Below are 23647 nucleotides of genomic sequence, written 5' to 3' on the forward strand. Positions count from 1 at the left end.
AGCCAATCATCTGATTATAAACGGATAATCTTGACCCGATCACAAATCACTCAAACGATTGTATGGTCTTTATCAAGCCCTCTTTGGCAGTCACCGGCATTTTTTCAATGCCCAATGCGTTCTTTATTTTGGCATTACTAACCACATAATTCTCCGTCAGCTTCCGAAGACGCTCCTTGTTTAAAGGCAGATGCAGTAGGCTTCCAAGCCCGGCGAAACCTTCCATCAAACTTTTATTTATTTTCCAGATATGCGGTTGCTTGCCCATAGCCTCACAAATGGTAGCAATCAATTCATTCGTAGACATCGCTTCATCGTCTCCCATGTGATAGATACCGCCCGGAACAGCTTTCGTCAGCAATCCTTCTATCACATAACAAAGGTTATCGATCGAAGTAAACGAACGGCGGTTCTCAAAACTGCCCAATGGCCAGGGAATACCTTTCTTCACCACATTATAAAGCAGATTCAGATTTCCCTTATTCCCGGGACCATGAATCATGCAGGGACGGAGAATATACACTTGCCTATCCAACCCCAAACGACCAGACTGACCAACAGCACCACAAACTTCTCCTGCTCCCTTCTCAATTTTCCCTTCTCCCTTTAATATGTATTCCTCCGCCTTAATTTTACTCTCGCCGTAAGGACCTACCGGAGCAGGAACGACATCCTCCGTCAGTATATCCCCCACCACACTGTCGGCAGCAGCTTTCACTGAACTGAAGAAAATAAATTTCTTGGAAGAGGACTCTAAGAAGAAATCGAATATCTTCCGAGTCAGACCGGTATTGATATCAAAATAGGCTTGAGCCACCGATTCGTTCTTGGTATCGTGAGCTTTACCGGCAAGATGGATGACGGCGTCAAACTGAGGCAAGTGGTGCAATGGGAAAGATGTTGGTTCAATATCTTTCCAAGAAAAAGTTTTCACCACACCGTCTTTCACCGGTGTAACAATATCCAAACCGTAAAGGGTGTGCCTGCCTTTCAAAGAAGAAACAAGATTGGAACCTACAAAACCGTGAATACCGGTTATTAATATATTCATCTATATTGAAACTGTTTTTAATATATCATTAGCCATATTTACCATTATCTTTTTTCGAGAAAATGTTTCTTTAAAAGATTTTCTCTCTTCAAAAACCAGCTTGTATCGCGTTAATTTATCTACAAATTCATCCACATTAGTGGGACTAAATAAAATATGATTGGGTAAATTCTCTTCTACAAACCGGGCGGCATAACCACCCACTCCGGCAATTACGGGTTTACAAAAAACACCGTATTCGAACAGTTTTGAAGGGAGAACTTTTTTAAAAGCTTCCAAGTCATTCAAATGCAAGAACAAAAAAGTAGATTGATGATAATATTCCAATAATTCAGCTCTGGAAACAGGATTGATCAACTCTACATTTTCAACTTGCAACTCTTCCATCTTCTGCTGTAAAAGGAGCTTTGTACCGCCATCACCTATTATGCGAAATAAATAGTCTTTCCCTAATCGTTTCGCCGCCTGGGGAACTATCTTTTCCAAGCCCTGCCCACTTCCAATATTACCCGCATAAGTAACGATCATTGGCTTTTGCAGGGATTCATTTTCTTCTTTTCCAGCACCGGCAGACAAAAAAACATCATCAATCCCATTTGTATAATAAGAATAGGACGGTTGTTTATATTTACTAAAATAGTCCTTGAATCCTTCCGACACCAGATTTATGTGACTGGCCTTCGAAAAAGTATAACGCTCTATCATCCGGGCAAACAAGACCACAGGAATTTGAATCATTTTTTTATCCCCGAGCACATCTTTCATCGTATCAACAAAAATATCACGAATATCCAAATACAATGGAACACGTTGACCGGAAGCTATCCGACGTCCTAAAAAAGCTGTGAACAAACGGGAAGAAGAGGCATAAACCAAATCATATTTCCTTCCTTTCACTAATTTTATCGCCTTCCAGTAGAATATGGCAAAAGACTTTGCCTGATCTAACATCCCACTTTTATGCTCAGGTATGGTTATTCTATTAATTATATAATTATCCCCCCTTTCTTCCTGTTCGGCAGACGCATGAAACGTCTTGTAACGGTTCGGCTGTGTTGTTATTACATGGATAAAATCATCTTTTCCCAATTGATTCCTGATTTCCTGAAATAAAGGGGTATTTCTAAACGAGCCGGCGCAAAGATCCGGTTCAAAATAGAAAGATAGAAAAAGTAGCTTCATTTAAATAGAGTTTCCAGTTTATTTTTAAAATTGATACGAATACTTTTAGAGGGGATTTTTTTATTAAATTCCGGAGCATAATAAGAATCAAACATTTCTATGGAAATTGCGCCATTTATCAGAATTGAATAATCCGTTCCTTTAATCTCATTATCGAATATCTCTATCTGTTCTGAAGGGTGAAAATGTAAATATGCCATAGCCTGCCCCCCAATGACATCCTCTATTATCAAGGTTTCATCCTTTATGGAAAAAGAACGTAAATGTCTCATACCCTTTGATTTATATCCTGAGTGAACAGCCTGTATCTTGTTCTCTTTATCTTTCAGAAGCTTCACATAAGCACGTTTCCCCACCCGGTGGCCTGCCCAAACTTCACTGGAATTAACATTATCCACCACCACCGTATTATGGGCCATAGTAGACCGTTCATAAAAACGGGCTTCATTTACTTCATAGGTGGAAGTACCCGTATCTATTATAACCGGACGATTATTGATATGTAATTCAAAAGTGAATGTATCGGCATGCGCATGTCCGGGTTGATAATCCGGACCAACACGGGATACATCCACCACACACTCAAACTTGTTTGTAACAAGCTTTCTATATCCGGAATCAGAAAGCCCGGATTTCTCAAAATTCAATCCTAAACGTTTTGCATACGCAAACAGAGCAACAGGCGAGGGAGATATCCCGAAAGCGGCATCATTAAATAATGGAATATCACCATTTTCAAAACAAACAGAAGACAGCCACCCCAACATCTTAAGACTCTTTTCTTCAAAAAAGGACAACAGTTCTTTTTTAAACAAAGAATTGCTCTTCACCAGATTATAACAGTCCAATACACGCAGCAATATGATACAATGGTACATGGGACTTAACTCAAAATTACCACCGTCATGTAATGTCTGTTCATTCAGTTCAGAAAGTAAAATACGCCTTGCCAGCTTGTAAAATCTATAATCATCAAAATAATAGGCACCAAAAAATAAAGCGAAACCATTTTCCAATAGATGATTACCCAACAAATGATATTCTAATTTATGGGTAAGCAACTGTAATTGCTTAAACAAGATTACATCGTATTTATCGTTTCTAATCTTATGCTTACCCAAAAAACGGATCCAATTGGTACATCTCAAAGAAAGAGGATAAGGTTCCAGACCGACTACACAATCGGGCAACCGACTGATAAAATCATCAATGAGAACCAATCCTTCTTCTTTTGGAAGATTTTCTTGGTCCAAATACTCAAAATAGTTCAGGTTATATACCCATAGCCGTCCATAACCTAACCAATTCCAATCAATCCGGGATGAAAAAGAATGCGACCGGTTTAGAAAAGAGAAACACTTGCTTTGAACATCATAAGTAGGTGCAAAAGGAATCGAACCTTCAAAGACCATATCTGAAGATTTAATTTTCAATGTACCATTTAAGTCAATGCCAGAAGAAGTATACTTTCCGACGAGTTGTTTCCCTCTGTATAACAACTGAATAGGTTTTAAGTATCGAAGCGTATTATAAAGCGTGATTATTTTACTGACACCCATTTTTCCCTTCGGATTTCAACGTAGATAATAGTTCAGTTAAATTTCAAGTATCAGACGGTATATTTCAGAATTATATAAACCGGTTCACTATCCGACTGCAAGCCAGACCGTCCCCATAAGGATTAACAGCCTTGCTCATCCTGTTATAGTATTCCCCGTCATCCAGTAAGGCGGACACCTCATTGACAATCTTATCATAATCGGTTCCGACCAGTTTGACAGTACCTGCCTCCAATGCCTCCGGACGTTCGGTCGTATCGCGCATCACCAGCACCGGTTTACCAAGACCGGGAGCCTCTTCCTGAATGCCGCCGCTATCCGTAAGGACAATAGCCGATTTCTCCATCAAATACACGAATGACAGGTATTCCAAAGGTTCAATAAAGAATATATTACCAAAATTGGAGAGGTTTTCACCGAACACCTCATGAATGGCTTTTCTTACATTAGGATTCAGATGCATCGGGTATACAAAGTCTACCGCCGGATATTTTTCTGTCAAGGCCTTAATAGCCCGGCACATCGAGATAAAACCTTCACCGAAATTTTCACGACGATGACCGGTTATCAACACAAGTTTCTTGCCATTATTCAGGCGGTTTACGTCGTAGCCGGATTTCTTTAAGATGCCTTCCAGTTCAGTATCAAGTTCCTTATCCTCTTTGATCTTATCCACAACCATATACAAGGCATCTATCACCGTATTACCCGTAACCAATATATGATCTTCCTTCACGCCTTCATTTACCAAATTCTGCCGGCTCAGTGAAGTCGGAGAAAAATGATAAGTCGTTATACGTCCCGTCATCTGCCGGTTCATCTCCTCAGGCCAAGGACTATAGATGTCATAAGTACGTAGACCGGCTTCCACATGTCCCACAGGAATCTGTTGATAAAAAGCCGCCAATGCAACGGCTGTGGAGGTAGTCGTATCTCCATGAACCAATACGACATCAGGAAGCACCTCTTTCAAAACGTCCCTCATTCCCAAAAGAACACGGGATGTCACGTCATACAGGTCTTGTCCCTGCTTCATGATATTAAGGTCATAATCCGGACGGATGGAAAAAATAGAAAGAACCTGGTCAAGCATTTCCCGGTGTTGTCCGGTCACACAAACGATGGTTTGAAACTTGTCCGGATGTTTTTGAAACTCCTTCACCAAAGGAGCCATTTTTATGGCTTCGGGACGAGTCCCGAAAGCCAACAATATTTTCTTCATAAAAGTCTGATCTTATTTTTTATAAATACCACAGAAGTCCAGAATTACCTTATCCGTATCGTAAGGTAAAGTCTTAAATACAGAGTGGGCAACCAAAAAAACCACGATATCGGCTTTTGCATAGGCCTCTTTATAGTCAGTCAGCTTAAATACCTTATGTTCATTTACATTCGGTTCCACTACCAGAATGTCAGCATTGTTACAGCTCTGCATCACTTTGGTGGTTATATACTTGGCGGGGGCTTCACGAAGGTCGTCAATATCCGGTTTAAATGCCAGGCCCATCATGGCTATCACCGGTTTGTGATGGTGTTCCAGTTCAAATTTAAGCATTGCATTTTCAACCTTTTCCGCACACCAGAAAGCTTTATAATTATTTATTTCACGGGCCTTGGCTATAATCTGGGATTCAATGGGAAAATCAGCCGTTATGAAATAAGGATCCACTGCAATACAATGTCCGCCGACACCACAACCGGGTTGAAGAATATTAACGCGGGGGTGCTTATTGGCCAGGCTGATCAATTCCCAGACATTAATACCCGCCTTATCGCAAATTATCGATAACTCATTGGCAAAGGCTATTTGTACATCGCGGGAAGAGTTCTCGGTCAATTTGCACATTTCAGCTGTCTTGCAGTTGGTACGATGAAGGGTCCCCTTCACAAATTGGCTATAAAATTCAACGGCTTTATCTGTTGAAGCTTCATTCATACCGCCAATCACACGATCGTTATGCACCAGCTCATAGATTACATTGCCGGGCAACACGCGTTCCGGACAATAGGCGATATAAATCTTGTCTTTCAGTTCCGGACGAAGAGAGAAGATCAAATCCTTCATCTTGTCCGTAGTACCTACTGGGGAGGTAGATTCTATCACATACAAATCACCTTCTTTCAGCAAAGGAATAACTGCACGGGTGGCAGATTCCACATAAGAAATATCCGGCTCGTGATTTCCTTTGAAGGGAGTGGGAACCACCATGAAATAAGCGTCACTTTCCTCGGGAGTAGTGGAAGCTTTCAACTGACCACCGGACACCACTTCCTGAAGCAGTTCTTGCATACCGGGTTCTATGATATGCAATTTACCTTGATTAGTCATCTCAACCACCCTTGGATTTATATCCACACCGGTGATTTGTACCCCGTGCTTTGCGGCAATAATAGCCGTGGGCAGGCCAATATAGCCCAACCCCATAAAACATGCTTTCATCTTCTTTTTTATTTAAAATGCGATTAATTTATTATGCAGTACAATGTATCTTTATACGATTTTTTCTATTAAAATAGTAGTAGAATCAATAAGTTCTTCCTTTTGTATTTTCGCACAGTTTTTTATACATCTATTTATTTGTTCAACACCTAATGATGAAATAAACTCTTTTATATATATATCAGTCGAGCAGTTTGCAGCAAAGCCTATTCCCCATTCTTTAACTTTAGTAGCAAGAAAGGTATTTGCACTTACTACCATAGGTTTTCCAAAAAAGATAGATTCATAAAGTTTATTCGGTTCAGCTATAGTGACATTGAAATAAGTTGTATCGTAGCAAACAATATTAATATCAATATTAGAATAAATCGTCTCTAAATCTTCCGGATTTCGAAAAGCACCCTCAAACTTTACATTATTATAAGTTTCACATCTGATCATTGCCTCATTTATTCCAATGCCTGTGCCCCAAAAAGTAAACTCATATTGAGGAAAATACTTACCTACTACTTCCGCAAACCGCACAATTGTATTGGGATAACGAACTGCACCGATAAATCCGAATCGAATTTTTTCAACATTCTGTAATTCGTAAAAATTCCGGGAAACATTTCTAAAATAAACATTCAATTTATTAGGTAAAACTATAATTTGCTTAGGTGGAATAGAAAATGCATATAGATATTCTACAAAACCATCAGAAGTCAAAACTGCATAATACGAGTGTCGAATTAAATATTTATCAACAGATTTAAAAAAACGGACGATATATTTATTCGAGAATTTCGTATAATTTAAATCTGCCTCTTCATAAATATATTTTCTTCTTCCACCTGTAAATAAATAAACCCAAAATGCAATGTCAATACCAAAGGCGTATAAAATATCATGTGAAGACGATATAGAACAAACTTTTTTTATAAACAATATCTTTTTTATTGACTTAACAAACTTATTCCCTTTTCCATCTATTCGAATACTATGTATTTTATAATCTTTATTTCGTATATTTTCGTTATACAATCCATTATCAAAGCCATATACTGCTATTTCGAAACCGGCATTCTTTATTGCTTCCAAACGTTTTAGACATCTTGGTTGAGATATCTGACCAAGAATAAACTTAATTTTTAGAGTAGTCATCTGTGTACGAAAATTATTTCATAGAAGAGAAAGTTAGAAAAGTATCCTCATCACGTACTTTTAAAATAAACTCTTCCACATTACGAATAGAAACATTTGAAAAATTTTTAGGATGGCCAATTATAACAAAACCATTACACGATACTTGTTTTTTATGTATAGAATAAATATCCAACAACATTGTAGACATAAAACCATCTATTGATGCAGAAACGATTTTGTTTTGGAATAATATTTTAATACGCTTTACTAACCGTTTCAGTCTACTACCAGAAATCCCAATGCCGTAGCCATCACCATATTGTATCGTCGGGTGATAAATCGAAGAAAGCCTCCGTTTCAGTAACCAATATACAAATCCTTGATAAGCGACAGTAGAAATTGAGCATTCACAAAACTCCCCCTTATTATCTTCTATAAAAAGACTATTATTAAAATTATATATACTAGCTTTTGGAATATTCCTGTAATCATATTTTTGATATTTGGAATCGACATACGCCCCGCGTAAAACAGAAGAATCAATTTTTATTCCATTCAACTTAAACAAATCAATATATCCAGAATAAGTAGGGAGAGAATATCCTCCTGCTCTAAAAGCAATAATTTTCTTCCCTATAATTTCTTCCAGCAATAATCTAGCTGAATAAAAAGATGTTCTTAAAACATTTTCGGGTAAATCACTCAATTTATAATGTTCAAAATCCATTATCCATTGTTTCGAATCATAATCTGAATATATCCATTGCGGATGAAAATGCAATTGAATATCATGTCCGGCTTGCTCTAAACACTTCAAATGATCTGAAATCAATTCAAAATCAGATTTCAATTTATCATGCTTATCTTTTAATTCACTTAAGCGCAATAAATAAGCTGCATCAACAAAAATAGTTGCTTTAATCCCGTAACGGTCAAGCATAGAAATAAAGCTATTCATAGGAGACAATAAACAGCTTTCTACACTGCCAGTCTTTTTCCCCATGAAAAGTTCATAATCTAAAGTAATAAACAAATCCATAAGTTACTAATGTAAGAATAAAGAACATTGATTATAATATGGTAGTAGCTATAAACCGTTCCGAATGAAAAACTTACAGAATATGTACTCACCAAGAGTATTTAATTAATACTTTTCTATCAGATCCTCTATAATTTTATTTTGAAAATTAGTTATATTATTCTTTTCTAAATAACTATTATTTCTATAATGCCAAGATTCAAACCTTCGAATTCCATCAGCAATAGACTCTCCTGACACATCAGAGATCAATACCCCTAAATGATATTTATTAACCAGTTTCCCTAATAATCCTCCTCCCGTCGCTATTACAGGTTTCTTAAATTGAGCAGCATATCCAATTGCGCCACTGCTAGTATTTATTCTTTTATAGGGCGTAAGAATTACATCACATGACATACACAAAGACCCAATTGTATCATATTCCAAAAAACCTTCTATCACAATAATCTGTATATCTTTCCGATATTGTTCTACCAATCGATAAAATTCACTTTTAATATTTGATGCAATTACTCCAGCAAATACAAAAGCATACTTTTCCTGTTTCTCTTTTTCGATGAACGGAATAGATTGAAGAATTTCTAATGTTCCTTTCGCATCTGACATTGAACCAAAATGAAGCAACAAATATTTCGAACAAGAAATACCTAAGTCAGATTTCATTTTCTTCAAAGAACTTTCAGAAAGAGGTTTAAAAGGATCAACTAAATGGCGAAAACGTTCTGTTTTATAAATTCTATTAAGATATATAGCACTAACTTCATCATTCAATATATATATAGATTTGAACAAAGAACATTTAGATAATAATTGGTATTTTATAACATCTTGTATCCGGTTTAATAATGATGACTTTTTCCATTTATATAAATAAATCTTATATATGATACCAGAAACGCTGGCCTTACTTAAAAAAAAAGGAAGAAAAGGCAAAGTTCCCAAAATACTGGTAATAAGAAAAATCTGATTTGTATCATGTTTTATTACCTCACACCTAAGTATCTTTGAAAAATGCCATGATCTCAACAATAACCTTTTCGAATTAGAAAGTTTTTCATTATTAAAAAATGAAAATGCTACGTTAGGAGATGACGGCCAATCTAATACATTCGAAATTTCCTGAAAATTGTTTGGAAGAGAAAAAACAAAATTCACATTCTTTCTTTTTATAGCCGCCATATACAAATGATGAATGTATTCAAGATGGTGGCCAGACAATTGGTAATCAAAAATTAATATCGAATTATTAAAGTTCATCTTATTTTTTGTCGATAGTTAGCAGATAACCCGTAAGAAATAGTTGCAAACAAGAACAATACAAGTGGATAAGTGGAAAAAATTGTATGACCAAAATCCATTATAAAGTAGAGTAAAAGAACAAAAATACCACCTATCATTTTCCTACGATACATTATACTCATAGACCTGACTATAGTTATATACAAAATTATTAGATATATAAAGCCACCCTTCATTATCAGATTAAGAAAACCATAATGACAGAAAGGAACTCCATGTTCAAAATTCCATGACCAATCTGCATAATTATGACTTCCACCTAAACCACGTCCAAAAATTAACTCTTCAAGTGTTGAATATTCAAAATATCTTTCAAGTTCGGTGCTTCTCCCAGAGGTTATATCGTCAACATCTAATCTAAATAGCAGGGAATTTATTTGATTTTCAATATTTATATTCAGATAATAAATTGTAATAGAAAAAAATAGAATTCCTATTATCACTACAAAAATTATTTTTTTATATGAAAGCTCACGAAGAAATAAATTTATGCATAAAGCAAATAAAGAAATTAAAACAACGGATTTAGTCAATGTCATCAATCCTATAATCAGCATTAATACAACAGAAGCCAAAACCGACAAATCTTTTCTTGAATTTGATAAAGCAAAAGGAGATATTAATAATCCCAGCTTCAACGGCCGAGCCAATAACCCCAAATTCCCTTCCTCACTATCAAAAATTACACGATGCCCAAGATCGCCAACTGAAAAGCCTGTTTTATAGATAAAATAAATTGTTATCAAGATACATATAGGCTGGATAATTTTAATTTTATCAATTAAATCTTCATATGTTCTATTAAAATTGGAAGAATCAAAAGACAAAAATAAAAAGAGAGAAAATGTAAAAATATCCGTTAACAAATAAACATCATAATTTCCCTTTATCAAACCTATTATCAAAGCCAACATAAAAAGGCAAAAGAAAATAGTAACACTTATTTTCTGAGAACGTGTAGAGTATTTAATATTTGATATGATATCAATAATTAATATTAATCTTAACGGATATAGAAACGGTCTAAGAAATAAAAAATAATAAGTTAAAGCATCAAAAATATAATAGCAAACAATTATCCAATTTCTATTCTTATAATTAATTATCCTCATCATCAATCAGATTTTGATGCAACATAATCACTGTATTTGAATCAAACGTGGTAGATACATTCGAACAAATATATTCTTGAGATATATTTGAGCAAAGATTATTTAAAACGAATTCCAAACCAGTCAATAAGTCTTTAGTATTTTTATATTCCGCGATATAACCATTATCTTTATGAATAACCATTTCAGGGATAGCACCAACTGGGAAGCCGACAACTGGCGTACCACATGCTAATGCCTCCAAGGCTGTCAAACAAAACGTCTCATCTTCTGAAGAAACAACAAAAACATCCGCAGCATTATATAATAAAGAAAGAGAAATATCATCATAAAAACTTCCCAAAAATCTCACATCAACATTATCGAAAGGAGACTTATAATTACTTGGTTTTGTACAACCAAAAATAATTACTTCTATATCCGAATTACGGTAAGCTAATAGTGCTTCTTCCAAATATACCCAACCTTTAAATTTAGAATGTATCCCTCCAGCGGCACCAAACAGTATCTGTTTCTTACATAAATTAAAATTAAAGGCTTTCTTTGCATCTTGTTTATTTAATGGTTTATATATATCTATATCAACAAAATTGGGGATATATGTAACATCCGCATTTTTCAACAAAAAAGAAGTCATTATCCGATTTTTAACTAACAAACTAGGAACTATAAATTTAAGGTTAGGATATTTATTATACATTTTCGCCCTTTCCATAAACTCAAAAATAGGGACATTAAAAAGCAACGAATTACATTTAGGACATTTTTTACATTCTTTCGTATATTGTACACAATCAATTGGATTATGGCATCCTCCAGTCATAGCCAAATAATCGTGCATAAACCAATATACGGGTTTCCCTGAGTCCAGTATTTTTTTTAAAGAATACCAATTAATCATATTTCCTGCTATCCAATGTAAATATATCACATCTGCATTCAAAACTAAAGGATGTTTATGAACATTTGCTCCAAATATAAATGAAGAAAACATACCACTCTTTCTCTTATAAAGTAATATTGCCTCCAACATACGATAAAAGGGTTTTATTATTCGGCTAAATAAGTCAGAAAGCGTAGTCACATTTTTTGCATCTGGCAACACATATTTCAACATCAGAAAATTAGATTCATAACCCAAATCAATAAATTTCTCATGCAACCTCAATGCAGCCTTAGCTGCACCTCCAAGTTCTTTCGTATTAATATGTAAAATTCGTTTTTTCATATATTTAAAATACTCTGCTTTAAGAAATCACGAGATTTATTCTGCATAGTTCTCCATTTTTGCGTAACAATTGAATAATCTATTTCAGAATATTTAGGATTACTTTCTTTATTAATGAAACGTTCTTGCAAATCTAAATCTGTAAGTAATGAAAGTTGACGAGAATCGAGTGTATTTCCTTTCATAATAGAATAAAATGGCTTTTGATAAGATATGGCAAAAGCAGTTCCATGGAATGATGAAGTAACTATAAATGAGGCATTCTGAAAATACCCTACAAACTTTTCCGGTGAAGCTGTCGAATAAGAGTTTTTAATATCAAAAACTTTAGCACTTCCACTCACTTCAACAACAACTGCTCCAATTTCTGAGGCTATATTTCTCGCTATTCGCAGAGCTTCATTACGTAATCCTAATGCATAAACTAAAACATATTTTTTATTTATATTAGGTATAATAGCTATTTTCCTCCACACAAAGTTATCCACCAACAAAGTTGGATCTAATACTACTTGAGATTTAATTTTGAAATTGTCAAATATAAATTCTTCCAATTGAGTTTCTCGCACACTAATTGCCGAAAAATTACGTAAATTCACATTTAATTGTTCCTTTTGTTGAGATGAAAAAGTATATAAAGGCATTGATACAGCATAACTAATTTTTTTCACTCCCACTCTAACTTTAAAGTTTCCAAAATAGACATCATCAAACTTTTTTGTTATTTTAGGATTCCATACCTGATCACTTCCCATTATATAAAAGTCATACTCATTATGTTCAACAAAAGGACTATTATACCGACAAAACGATAAAGACAATTTTGATTGAATAAACTTATTAAATCCTTTCCTGCGCCTATATGTAGGAATTAGAGTTCCAATCCATCGTAACAATATCTTCACATTAAGAATTAAACACCTCAAATAGCCATCCTTTATCGTACGAAAATGGAATTGAGGTAAATATCCATAAGGACGAAGTAAATATATGGGTCTATAATTTATAATTTCAACATCAAATCCCATAAGTTTCAATTGCTCTTGAATTGCATAAGCCTGCAAAACAGCTCCATAATTATGTGCGCAATGAAAAGTTAGTATTCCTATTTTCATACGATATGCAAAATCTTAGATATATCATTCCGTTTCGATAAAGTAACTTTGAATTGTTCGGGTACTTTTCCACACGCTAAAACCATTAAAAAAACTTCACTTGGCGGCACATCACAAATTTGCCGCATTCTTTTCTCTGTTTTATATGAGAAGTAAGCATTTAGGGTACATACCCCAACTTTATAATAATGTAAACAATATAACAAGTTCATACCGAACAATCCACCATCAATATACGCGGAATTACGTTCACCAATCCCACTATATTCTTCAACACTCGCAGTCAATATAATAAGCTTATTCGATAAATGTCCAAAACCTCGATGTCCATTTTGACAATTCAATACCTGCTTGATTTTTTCCTTATCTTGGATTACATAGACTCTCGCTTGTTGCCGATTGCAACTAGAAGGAGCATTTTGTGCCAATAAAATCGCTTTTTTAAGAATTTCAATATCAATCTCTTCAGAAGTAAAATTTCGAAGACTGTGTCTACTTGCTGAAAAATATTCAAAAGTAGAATCATTCTCTTTGAAATAGGACTCTTTTGTGTACCCAATTTGATTTAGACAAGGAACAGAACCAACCTTTTGAATCAATTTATCAATATTATCTAACAATTCAGTATTCATTTCAAATTTTGAGGCTTGATGAGTTCGTCTATATTCGTCAATCACTCCTATAGCATGCAAAAATTGACAATTTGATTTTTCATATCCTCGACTCATATATTCGTTACACAAATTTATAAGAGCATTTACTCGTTCTACTCCAAACCCCAATCGCATATCGGGCATAGTTAACCCTTTTTCAAGAACATGATAGCTCATTATAATATCAGAAATAAACTTAATCTCAGTATTTTTTTTATGAAATATACCTGAATACCTCACATACCGAATCATATCAAGGACATAATAACGTATTACTGAAAAATAATAAAGGGGGAAAAGTAATAATTTCATTTTTAGTTATAAATAAATTTTATCGTTGAATCTTTCTCGCAATCATTTTTGTCTGTTCGACCAAAAAACTCTTTTCGCTATGTGATAATCCAAATAATATTGTAAAAATAATAACCGCTGCAATAGACAATATGGTAACACAAACAAATCGGCTTATAGACGGTTCAAAGTAATATATAAATATCATAGGAAAAAAAAGTGAAATTATAGATATCAAAAAAATTCTTTGAAGTACCTGAAAAATAAACTTTTTCGTTTCAAATCCAATCATCTCCCTCAAAAGCCATAAGCGAGAAGAAAGACAACATATCTCAAATACTATCTGAAATACATAAGTCATTACTGGAGATGCCCCCAACATTAACGCTACAAATGAAAAAGGGAAATTAAGCAATTGGAAACCACCTACAATAATCTGATAACGCTTAATTTTCCCCGTTGCTAACATAGCTGTTACTAAAGGAGTTGATATACAAAGAATCAAAGAATACACTATAATAAGTCTGACAAAAACTACTGTATATTCTGGTACTTTATTAAGCCAAATAGAAAGAATTGTCTTTGTTTCCATTAATATAGGTAATGCAAGCATTAACATAAGTAAATAAGAAAACTTAGCTCCTTGTCTCAATATTTTTTGAAGATATTCATTTTCACCTGCTGCAAATGATTTCGTTATTTGCGGATTAAAAGCCGTCATAAAATTATATGTCAAAGACATTACCGCAGTTTGTACTTGAGTAGCAATTCCACGGGCAGCATTAATAGTAACTCCACAAAATATATTCAATACAATATTTACTCCTTGTGTCATTAAAACACCACTCCCGGCACCAATAAAATTCCATCCGATGAAAGAGAACATCTCCCGAAACAATAATTTATCCCACAAAAAACTAAATTTACATTCAGAAAGGCAAGATGCACAGAACTTAACATAAATTAAACGAATAATAAAAGCAACAGACAATAAAAGCAATGCATAGACTATCAATTTATCATAATTTGTCAAAGCTAATAAATAAACAATTATTAATGATAATATAACTTCCACTACACTAATATAAGCAAAAACAGACATTTTTTCGTAAGCTATAATAGCTGCATTATAAGGAACAGAGATAAGATTTATAATAAAAGTAAATACCGAACATTGAAACACCCAATTAGCTGCAACCATACGTTCGACAGGAATATTCATTTGAGTATTTAAGAACCATATCCCTATACTTTCTGCTAAAATAAAAATTACTATAGAAATTATAAAATGAATTGTTACTGAGGCAGAAAAAATACGTTTGAGCTGTCTGTTTTCACTTTTTCCCAATTCAAATGTAATAAATCGCTGAGTAGCAGCCCGGAGACTACCAACCAACAAATTAAACATAGCAACAACTCCTCCCACTACATTATAAATACCATAGTTCTCTACTCCAAGTTCTTTTAGTACTATGCGAGAGGTATAAAGTGTTATTCCCATGACAAGTATCATGCGAATATAAAGCATCAAAGTGTTGTGAGCTATACGCTTATTTCTACTACTCATTTAGACTAAATTTGATTCCACGTATCTCCTTATCCACTAAAAAATCATTTTTCACAAATATCATTACTTATCAAAATCACAAGAGACAGTTGATTTAAAGCTATATAACATTCTATTAATAAATATTTATAAACTCAAAGAACACGTTGAAAACAACAATTATAACATTAAGTTCGACTAAAAAAAACAGTTAGTCTATTTATTATTCGTTTAATAACTCCTTTCTCATTATTATTATGATGTTCATTTCCATAGCCATAACCGTAACCATAACCATAGCCGTAACCATAGCCATAACCATAGCCTCTACGTTCTGAAGAAACACCATTCAAGATTACAGACATATTACGAAGTTGTTCTTCACGATACATTTTCTCAAGTTCCGGCAACTGACGACGATCCATTACCCCCGAACGAACTACAAAAATGGTAAGATCGGCCACACGATTCACAATGGAAGCATCAGCAACCATACCCGCAGGAACATTGTCAACAATAATATAGTCATACCGCTTACGCAGTTCCGATATAAAGTAATCAAAACGTTCACTCAATAAAAGTTCAGCAGGATTAGGAGGTACAGGACCCGAAAAAACAATATCCAGTTTATCATATTCCTCGCTTACTCCTATAATATCATCCAGATTATCTGTATGCCCGGATAAATAATGAGTCAATCCCATACGCCCCGAAGGATTTGAAAAAATACCGCTCAATGTACCCTTGCGAATATCAACATCAACCAAAACAACTTTCTTGTTCGTTTGTGCAATACTCATAGCCAGATTACTTGAAACAAAAGTTTTACCAGCGCCCGGATTAGCAGAAGTAAACATAACTACTTGTAGGTTGTCTGATTTCACACGCATAAACTCCATATTGGTACGGATAATACGAAAAGCTTCAGACACAGAATCGCGTCCACTCTCATGTACGACAATAGCATCAGTATCTTCTCCCTTCCTGGTACCATGACGAGGAATATCACCTAAGAAAGGAACCGTCAAAACATTATCCAACTCCTTGCGGGTACGAACTTTCGTATCAGTAACATTCAATAGCCACAGAACACCCATAGGAATAGTACCTCCCAAGACAATAGCCGCCAAAAGAATCATCATCGATTTGGGAGCAACAGGAACACTACTACCCGAAGCCGGATCAATAATACGTGCATTACTCTCAGTAATAGCCTGTGTTAATGCATTCTCCTCACGTTTATTCAGCAAATAAAGATAAAGTTCCTCTTTGATCTTTTGTTGACGTTCCACGGTGAGAACATATTTCTGTTGTGTAGGAACAGCCTCAATACGTTTAGTTGTCTGCTCTTCCTGTTCACGAATATTCTTCAACTGAATATTTAATCCTACAATTAAGTTATCCACAGAACGGATGATCGTCTGTTTCATAGCCCCTAAAGAATTGTTTAAATCAATCACAATAGGATTCTTATTACTGCTACCGGCTACCAGTTTATCACGCTTCAGCAACATGTCATTGTACTCTTTTATCTGAGATTCAACACTATTATCTGAAATACCGGTATTGGCAGGGATTAAATCAGAACCTTTTTGAGGATCAACCAGATATTCCTTAATATATTTTACTATGCTCAATTGATTTTCCAAACTGAGGCCCTCCTGCTTGTAACGGCTCGTATTCTGAAGATACATACCTGTTTCAGAAGTAATATCCGTCAATTGGTTCTCTCGTTTGAAGCTTTCAATATTAGCATCCACACTTCCCAGTTCACGTTCAATAATGATCAAACGGTCATTAATGAATTTGGAGGTATTAACAGCAATCTGATTCTTGTCATTGATCACATCCTCATTATAAACGGCAATAAGCATATTCAAAATATCCTCCGCACGGGCAGTGGATACATCATCCAGAACCAAATTTATAATCGTAGCTGTTTTACTGGCAAGAGATATATTAATCCTTCTTAAATACCCCTCAACCACCTTTTCCATATTCGACTTAGTAATATAGACTGGCTTACCATAGTAAGTATCCGTGTAATATAAAGTGGGAGTCACCACCATCGTACCGACAGGGGTCAAAATCGTATCATTCAAACGGGCATCAACCACTTCCGCAGACCGGATTTCCTCACCGGCTATACTCAGACTAAAATCTGAAAGCCTTACCGTGGCAGAATCCACAGGAGTCACTGTCATTTCTATGACTTGCCGTTCTTCCGATTCGGGAAACAAAACAGTTATTGGAGAATGAGTATAAAGCTCGTCTTCGCGCAAGCCGTTCTTCACTTTATAACTCATATCCAGATGTAAACGACGGGCCACTTTCTCCATCAGATGACGGGATTGAAAAACAAGTACCTCATTATCCACATTGCGCTTACCGCCTAAAAAGGAGATGTCGGCAAAGGCGGTGGATTCACTGATGGAGCCTCCCTTTGAATCATCACGGATCAATACGGAAGCTTTCCGGCTATATACCTTTGAGGATGATTTCAGATAAAAGAAAGCAATACCTGCACAAATTAAAATTGACAGAACGAACCAATACCAATTGGCTATGACAAGATGGAAAATATCAACAATACTTATTTCAGACTCCTTTTCACGGAGTTCACTATTTTGCGACTCAATACTCATTATCGTTTTTATTCCAAAATTGATTATTTAAACATGGTTACCATTAAAGAAGTAATAGAGGCCAGCACTGAAACGGCGGACAACCACACTCCTACCGAGTTGTTCGAGTTGATGCGGCTCTGACCGGTCTTAGCTTTATTAGGCTCTACGTAAACAATATCGTTCTGTTGCAAATAATAGCAAGGCGACTGGAAAATATCCGAAGAGCGCAAATCATGATAGAGGATACGACGCTTGCCGTCCTTTTCACGAATCACGGCGACCCGGTCACGACGGCCATAAATCGTCAGGTCACCGGCCATACTCAGTGCTTCGAGCAGGGTAATGCGGTCACCGGAAATATCGAACGTACCCGGACGGGTCACCTCACCCATCACGGAGACTTTAAAGTTCAGGAACTGAACGGTGACAATCGGATCTTTTATCAAGTCTTCACTCATCAGTTTTTGTTTTATCAACTCGGTAACCTGCATACGGGTCAAACCTTCTACATGAATTTTACCTAAAATGGGGAAATCGATATCGCCGTTCTGGTCAACAAGATATCCCAACAAACGTTGTTGAGCCGTAGTCTGGGCGCCAATCTGGTAGGTTACTACCGGCATATTGAAAGGCAAAGCCAATTCCGGATCCTTACTGTTCACAAGGATGGCCAACAAATCATCCTTATGGATAATCACTTCATAATTCTTATCTATATTCTCTTCTTTTATAGAAGCAATATCCTGTAGATAAAGCACCTCTTTCGGAGCTGAGCAGGATGCCAAAAAGGCTATCAGACACAAGAAAACACAATTCTGAATCTTTATGTTCATAGAAAACACTAATAAATATTATCCCTTTATTTTACTAATTATTATACTTCACTCCACGGATACGGGTTATCTTCTATTGTTTTCAGAAGATCGATCACCTCGCATTCATCCTTTGTCAGTTCCCGTCCCGACCAACTGTTTATAATTGTATGGGCGTCCTGAGCTAAATTGTCATCATAAACTTCACCGTAACAATAAGTCAGCAAACGGGCTTTCAAAAGCGAGGGTGGCAATTTATCCAACACCTCCCAACAACGGTTCAGGATACTCTGAATACGATTTTCCTTATCCCCGTTATTATATATCGTAGCGGTATACCCCATCAACAGGGACAGACAAAGAGCGGCTTCCTCCTCGGAAGTAACGCCATGACGGATGAACAGTGAATTGGCTTGACGGAAAACCTCACGATTCAGACGATTAAAATGATCACTATAAATGGGACTGCCGTCAACCCCCAAATAGAGCAGCTCGTGCGCCGAAGCATACAAAGCGGATATTTGAGATTCCAAAGAATTCAACATATATATTTTATTTACGATTTTACAATGTATGATTTACGATTGATATTACTTTACAAAACAGTTCAATATCAAATTGACAATTATGATGGGAAGCAGGGTGTATAGACTACAATATAGGTTCGATGAGCGAAGGGTGGATAAAGGTGGTGGCTACTGCCATTACACCACGAATGGAAACCACTACACGGCGGTCGTTCTTCACACGGATAAACTCCCCTTCCACTCCTTCGAAAATTCCTCCGGTGACGCGGACACGTTCACCTTTACGAAAAGAAACCGTTGAAGGCTCCAGATAAACCAGTTGCTGATCGCAATTGCCGGCAACAGCCATAAAACTACGCATCTGAATATCCGGAACGATGATCGGTTGACGGGTTTCCCGGTCCATGATGTAACGGATGGGAGAAGACAAACCGACGGATTCTTTAATGGCATCAATACGGGCACGTGAAGAACAGACAAATACAAGGTTATGGACGGCAGGAACCAACTTGCGGACACGACGCTCATCCTTCACAATGTATTCGTAACGCATCGGGATAAAATTCTCGATGCCTTCACGGTCTAAAAAATTTTTCAAGGCAAGCTCGCGACTGTAGGTGACGCGAAGAGCATACCAATAGTTGTTATCTGTTGAATCGTTCACAAAAGGATATTCTTTGGGGACACCGGAGTACTGAAATACCTCCCGGTCAAATGATGTAATGCAAATATAAATATGAGAGCATCCATGTTATTTCAAAAATATCCCCTATCGCAGTAGGATCGTTTTGAAGTATTTACTTATAAGTGATATCCCATTTTTGTACAAAGCACAAGGGGTTCAGCACTTAACAAGCTATAAACGAGCGATATATAAGTAAAAAGTGTTTCAAAAAACGTTCGTTTAATGGCACAAAAGTAAAACGTATAAATGAAACGGCAAAATATTTTTATAAATAAATTGATTTATTTTATTTTTCAAATATCTTTCATGCTGATAATTAAGTCCTTATAAATTTCCAATAGTGCTTTTATCCATTTGTTTTTTGCCGGATTTTAGCTCTTTGTGGAAAGGTAAAAATATATGTGCCATTAAACGAACGTTTTTTGAAACACTTTTTTATCTCCATCCCTTTCAAACTTTCTCATCAAACTCTATAAAACGTATGTGTTTGTGTATTAACAAGTGGTGGTACCACCTACCTACTATACACACAAACAAAATCACTATATATGCGCGTACGCCCCCGCGCGAGAGTTTCATTCTTTTCACGCAAAATATTATCTTTGCAAAATTTTAATTATAAACATATATGAAAAATGAAGTAAAAAAAGTACTAATTGTACAATCACATTCGAATGTGAAGATTTAGGCATAAAAATCACTGCCGGCAAGTTCTCTCAGAAGTTACAAAAACACATCGACCTCTTCGAACAACCACCCGGAAGATGTGTCATAACCGGCTCACACAAAGAACTTATCGAGCTGTTGGTATCCCTTTGGGACAAAGGTCAACTCACCCTTCCGGGGAAAAACAACATCAATCATCTGGCCGATTTTATCTTCCGGTATTATGATATAAGATACGAAAACGATCCGGAAGAGAGTATGAGCTTAGAGAGCATCAGATCAGAGACTTACTTCTATCATGAGCCGGAATAGCCTAAAAAGTGAATCGTGGTTTTTCGGAGATGAAAAACCACGATTTAGCATTCGAAAAAACCGCCTTACCTTTGCCGGATATTTTAAAACCTATAAAAACAAAGCAAAGACATGGAAGAAATTCAAATCCTGATCTCATCTTTTAAGGGCTTCAGCAAGCATACGGGGAAAAGTAAACTCACTGATAAACTCCTGGAAATAGGCTCTTATACCAACGGCAGAATCATCGAAAAGATACGGGCGCTGGTACGCGACGGAAAAAAAGAGGAAGCGGCACTGGTGAAGAAACAGTTGAAAGGCAGTACGCTCTCCGCCACCTACAAGGAGCGAAGGGTGCCCGAAATGATAGATACATACAACGACCTGCAAATGATGGATCTGGACGGGTTGTCGGAAGAGGAAATGACAAATTGCAGAAAGCTGATCACGGGCAGTCCGAATACGCTGTTCTGCTTCACCAGCCCATCGGGAAACGGTTTGAAAGTGGGCGTATACATGCAGGACGAACTTTCCTGCCGCCTGCGCATGGAACTGCTGCGCCGCAGTGAAATCAGTTACGAAGCACTGGAAACTTACCACAAACAGATGTTTGCCTATGCCAAGGAGTATTACGAGACACTTTGCAGCGTAGAGGTGGATGCCAGTGGCAGCGACATCGGCAGATTGTTTTTCACCTCCTACGATCCGGACATTTACATCTGCGAAGAGGCGCTCAGGCAAGTGCGGCAACCGCAACTGACCATCCTCCCGCCCCCAGCGAAAGGAAAGAAAAAGACCGTACGCCAGCTCATGAAGGAGGAGATGCCCGGAGATGAAAGCATAGACCATACCCACATCGATCCGTGGATACAAATGGAATTCCAAAGTTGCGTGCGCAGCGTGGAAAGACAGGAAAAATACCAACCCGGCAACAGGAATAATTTCATATTCACTCTCGGCAACAAATGTTATCGGAAGAACCTGCCGGAGGAAGTAGCGGCAGTCCTCGCGCAAAAGCAGTTCGGCGCCCCCGATCTGGACGCTGCAAGCATCGTAAGAAACGCCTATCACTATACCACCCGCACCGATCATCAGGAGGAAGAAAAGAAGAAACCGGTCGCGGTGCGTATCATCGAATTCATGACGCAGCAATACGAGGTGAGACGAAACGTGATACAAGGGCGGCTGGAATTCAGAGAAAAGAATAAAGGCGGCAAAAACGAATTCTGCTCCATGAAAAAGGAGGATTACAACACCGTGTTCTACGACCTGCAAATGGCGGGAATACCGTGCCACCCCAGTACCGTAAAAAGCCTGATAGACTCCCGATATGCACAAAACTTCAATCCTTTCGAAGCGTACTTTTACGGTCTGAAACCCTATGACGGGCAGACGGATTACATAGCGCTGTTGGCAGCCACGGTAAAGACGACCAACCAACCTTTCTGGGAGGACTGCCTGAAACGGTGGCTGGTGGGCATGGTGGCCTGCGCGCTGGATGACAAGATAGAGAACCAGTTGGCCATCATCATGAAAGGTGAGCAGGGAAAGGGCAAAAGTTCCTGGATACGTCATCTTCTCCCTCCGGAACTGTCTAAATATTACCGCAACGGGATGATCAACCCGGAAAACAAGGACCACATGCTTTTTCTCAGCCAATGCCTGCTCATCAATCTGGAAGAGTTCGAGGGCATGACGGGCCGAAGCATTTCGGAACTGAAAAGGCTTATCGTACAAGACGTAGTGACGGAACGGCGGCCTTTCGACACGGATGCCAACTCTTACATACGCCATTGCTCGTTCATTGCCAGCACCAACGAACCGCGTTTCCTGAAAGATCCGGCAGGGGCTTTCAGGCGTTACCCCACCGTCACCGTGGAGGAAATCGACTATCATGCGCCCGTGAACCATGCCGGAATCTACTCTCAGGCACTCTACCTCTGGAAAAACGGATTTCATTACTGGTATGAAAACGAAGAGATAGCCACATTGAATGAAGTGAACCGGGAATACAGCTTAGCCAGCATAGAGGAGGAATTGCTCTATGTCTATTTCCGCAAACCGAAAGCGGACGATCTGGACGTGAAATGGATGCCCGTATCGGCGATACTGGTACTTATCAGCATGAACGGAAAAATACAGATGAACGACCGGAACCAGAAAAGCTTGGTGCAAATACTGGAAAGGGATAACTTCCGGAAGAGAATCAGCGAAAACAAGATTTACGAATACGAGGTGGTGCAGTACTCTTTTGATGAAGTGGACAGGAACTACAAAAAGACCCTATCGACAGGCCCAAAGGAGACACAGGAAGAATTACCCTTTTAAGCTTTCCGATTATATGTAATGTCCCGGCAGAATATATGTACCGGGGCATTACATATAATCTTATTCAT

General features: G+C 37.1%; 18 protein-coding genes. 1 reads left to right on the top strand and 17 read right to left on the bottom strand.

The window, feature by feature from the left end; translation table 11 throughout:
- Window positions 1-46 precede the first annotated feature (46 nt).
- From RB604_RS17600 to RB604_RS17680, 17 genes are all read right to left on the bottom strand, one after another.
- Complete coding sequence (locus RB604_RS17600) at window positions 47-1051, bottom strand: NAD-dependent epimerase/dehydratase family protein (protein WP_055294064.1); 1005 nt, start codon at window positions 1049-1051, stop codon at window positions 47-49.
- Entirely contained in the window at window positions 1052-2233 is a 1182-nt protein-coding gene (locus RB604_RS17605) for a glycosyltransferase family 4 protein (RefSeq protein WP_005930811.1), read from the bottom strand.
- On the bottom strand, window positions 2230-3792 hold the full coding sequence (locus tag RB604_RS17610; protein WP_055294066.1) for an alginate lyase family protein: 1563 nt from the start codon (window positions 3790-3792) through the stop codon (window positions 2230-2232). The genes RB604_RS17605 and RB604_RS17610 overlap by 4 nt, the downstream gene beginning before the upstream one ends.
- 70 nt (window positions 3793-3862) lie before the next feature.
- On the bottom strand, window positions 3863-5014 hold the full coding sequence (gene wecB, locus RB604_RS17615; RefSeq protein ID WP_005930807.1) for a non-hydrolyzing UDP-N-acetylglucosamine 2-epimerase: 1152 nt from the start codon (window positions 5012-5014) through the stop codon (window positions 3863-3865).
- Between the two features lie 12 nt (window positions 5015-5026).
- Entirely contained in the window at window positions 5027-6232 is a 1206-nt protein-coding gene (gene wecC, locus RB604_RS17620; protein ID WP_005930804.1) for a UDP-N-acetyl-D-mannosamine dehydrogenase, read from the bottom strand.
- Between the two features lie 51 nt (window positions 6233-6283).
- Window positions 6284-7312 (bottom strand): glycosyltransferase family protein, encoded by a 1029-nt coding sequence (locus RB604_RS17625; protein ID WP_130059926.1) that lies wholly within the window; start codon window positions 7310-7312, stop codon window positions 6284-6286.
- A 76-nt stretch (window positions 7313-7388) separates the two neighbouring features.
- Window positions 7389-8396 carry a polysaccharide deacetylase family protein gene (locus RB604_RS17630; RefSeq protein ID WP_005930798.1) on the bottom strand — a complete coding sequence of 336 codons (1008 nt, stop codon included), beginning with the start codon at window positions 8394-8396 and terminating at the stop codon, window positions 7389-7391.
- A gap of 105 nt (window positions 8397-8501) precedes the next feature.
- On the bottom strand, window positions 8502-9656 hold the full coding sequence (locus tag RB604_RS17635) for a glycosyltransferase (RefSeq protein ID WP_005930794.1): 1155 nt from the start codon (window positions 9654-9656) through the stop codon (window positions 8502-8504).
- Window positions 9653-10591 (bottom strand): hypothetical protein, encoded by a 939-nt coding sequence (locus tag RB604_RS17640; RefSeq protein ID WP_147398876.1) that lies wholly within the window; start codon window positions 10589-10591, stop codon window positions 9653-9655. Before RB604_RS17640 ends, RB604_RS17635 begins: the two co-directional genes overlap by 4 nt.
- 205 nt (window positions 10592-10796) lie before the next feature.
- Window positions 10797-12038, bottom strand: coding sequence for a glycosyltransferase (locus tag RB604_RS17645; protein WP_055294068.1), 1242 nt, complete (start codon window positions 12036-12038; stop codon window positions 10797-10799).
- On the bottom strand, window positions 12035-13153 hold the full coding sequence (locus RB604_RS17650; protein WP_055294070.1) for a polysaccharide pyruvyl transferase family protein: 1119 nt from the start codon (window positions 13151-13153) through the stop codon (window positions 12035-12037). Before RB604_RS17650 ends, RB604_RS17645 begins: the two co-directional genes overlap by 4 nt.
- Window positions 13150-14118, bottom strand: coding sequence for a nitroreductase family protein (locus RB604_RS17655; RefSeq protein ID WP_005930784.1), 969 nt, complete (start codon window positions 14116-14118; stop codon window positions 13150-13152). The genes RB604_RS17650 and RB604_RS17655 overlap by 4 nt, the downstream gene beginning before the upstream one ends.
- Before the next feature lie 19 nt (window positions 14119-14137).
- Complete coding sequence (locus RB604_RS17660) at window positions 14138-15664, bottom strand: MATE family efflux transporter (protein WP_005930782.1); 1527 nt, start codon at window positions 15662-15664, stop codon at window positions 14138-14140.
- 167 nt (window positions 15665-15831) lie between these two features.
- Complete coding sequence (locus RB604_RS17665) at window positions 15832-18288, bottom strand: GumC family protein (RefSeq protein WP_005930779.1); 2457 nt, start codon at window positions 18286-18288, stop codon at window positions 15832-15834.
- 23 nt (window positions 18289-18311) lie between these two features.
- The gene (locus RB604_RS17670; protein ID WP_005930777.1) at window positions 18312-19103 is read right to left on the bottom strand and encodes a polysaccharide biosynthesis/export family protein; all 792 of its coding nucleotides are present in this window, start codon (window positions 19101-19103) and stop codon (window positions 18312-18314) included.
- Between the two features lie 41 nt (window positions 19104-19144).
- Window positions 19145-19624: a UpxZ family transcription anti-terminator antagonist gene (locus tag RB604_RS17675; protein ID WP_025820192.1), complete on the bottom strand. Its 480-nt coding sequence runs from the start codon at window positions 19622-19624 to the stop codon at window positions 19145-19147.
- A 109-nt stretch (window positions 19625-19733) separates the two neighbouring features.
- Window positions 19734-20273 (bottom strand): UpxY family transcription antiterminator, encoded by a 540-nt coding sequence (locus RB604_RS17680; protein ID WP_005930772.1) that lies wholly within the window; start codon window positions 20271-20273, stop codon window positions 19734-19736.
- Window positions 20274-21383: 1110 nt separating this feature from the next.
- On the opposite strand from RB604_RS17680, the gene RB604_RS17685 reads away from it, so the two are divergent.
- A complete protein-coding gene (locus RB604_RS17685) occupies window positions 21384-23579 on the top strand; it encodes a VapE domain-containing protein (protein WP_055294073.1) in 2196 nt (731 codons plus the stop codon).
- The last annotated feature ends 68 nt before the right edge of the window (window positions 23580-23647 follow it).

This window comes from Bacteroides salyersiae, assembly GCF_031172035.1.
Lineage (GTDB): Bacteria > Bacteroidota > Bacteroidia > Bacteroidales > Bacteroidaceae > Bacteroides > Bacteroides salyersiae.

Excerpts from the sequence above, each read along its gene's own strand:
- RB604_RS17635 (WP_005930794.1), bottom strand. The coding sequence starts at position 9,656 with ATGAACTTTAATAATTCGATATTAATTTTTGATTACCAATTGTCTGGC.
- RB604_RS17670 (WP_005930777.1), bottom strand. The coding sequence starts at position 19,103 with ATGAACATAAAGATTCAGAATTGTGTTTTCTTGTGTCTGATAGCCTTT.
- RB604_RS17645 (WP_055294068.1), bottom strand. The coding sequence starts at position 12,038 with ATGAAAAAACGAATTTTACATATTAATACGAAAGAACTTGGAGGTGCA.
- RB604_RS17605 (WP_005930811.1), bottom strand. The coding sequence starts at position 2,233 with ATGAAGCTACTTTTTCTATCTTTCTATTTTGAACCGGATCTTTGCGCC.
- wecB (WP_005930807.1), bottom strand. The coding sequence starts at position 5,014 with ATGAAGAAAATATTGTTGGCTTTCGGGACTCGTCCCGAAGCCATAAAA.
- RB604_RS17665 (WP_005930779.1), bottom strand. The coding sequence starts at position 18,288 with ATGAGTATTGAGTCGCAAAATAGTGAACTCCGTGAAAAGGAGTCTGAA.
- RB604_RS17630 (WP_005930798.1), bottom strand. The coding sequence starts at position 8,396 with ATGGATTTGTTTATTACTTTAGATTATGAACTTTTCATGGGGAAAAAG.
- RB604_RS17610 (WP_055294066.1), bottom strand. The coding sequence starts at position 3,792 with ATGGGTGTCAGTAAAATAATCACGCTTTATAATACGCTTCGATACTTA.
- RB604_RS17650 (WP_055294070.1), bottom strand. The coding sequence starts at position 13,153 with ATGAAAATAGGAATACTAACTTTTCATTGCGCACATAATTATGGAGCT.
- RB604_RS17655 (WP_005930784.1), bottom strand. The coding sequence starts at position 14,118 with ATGAAATTATTACTTTTCCCCCTTTATTATTTTTCAGTAATACGTTAT.
- RB604_RS17660 (WP_005930782.1), bottom strand. The coding sequence starts at position 15,664 with ATGAGTAGTAGAAATAAGCGTATAGCTCACAACACTTTGATGCTTTAT.
- RB604_RS17685 (WP_055294073.1), top strand. The coding sequence starts at position 21,384 with ATGGAAGAAATTCAAATCCTGATCTCATCTTTTAAGGGCTTCAGCAAG.
- RB604_RS17600 (WP_055294064.1), bottom strand. The coding sequence starts at position 1,051 with ATGAATATATTAATAACCGGTATTCACGGTTTTGTAGGTTCCAATCTT.
- wecC (WP_005930804.1), bottom strand. The coding sequence starts at position 6,232 with ATGAAAGCATGTTTTATGGGGTTGGGCTATATTGGCCTGCCCACGGCT.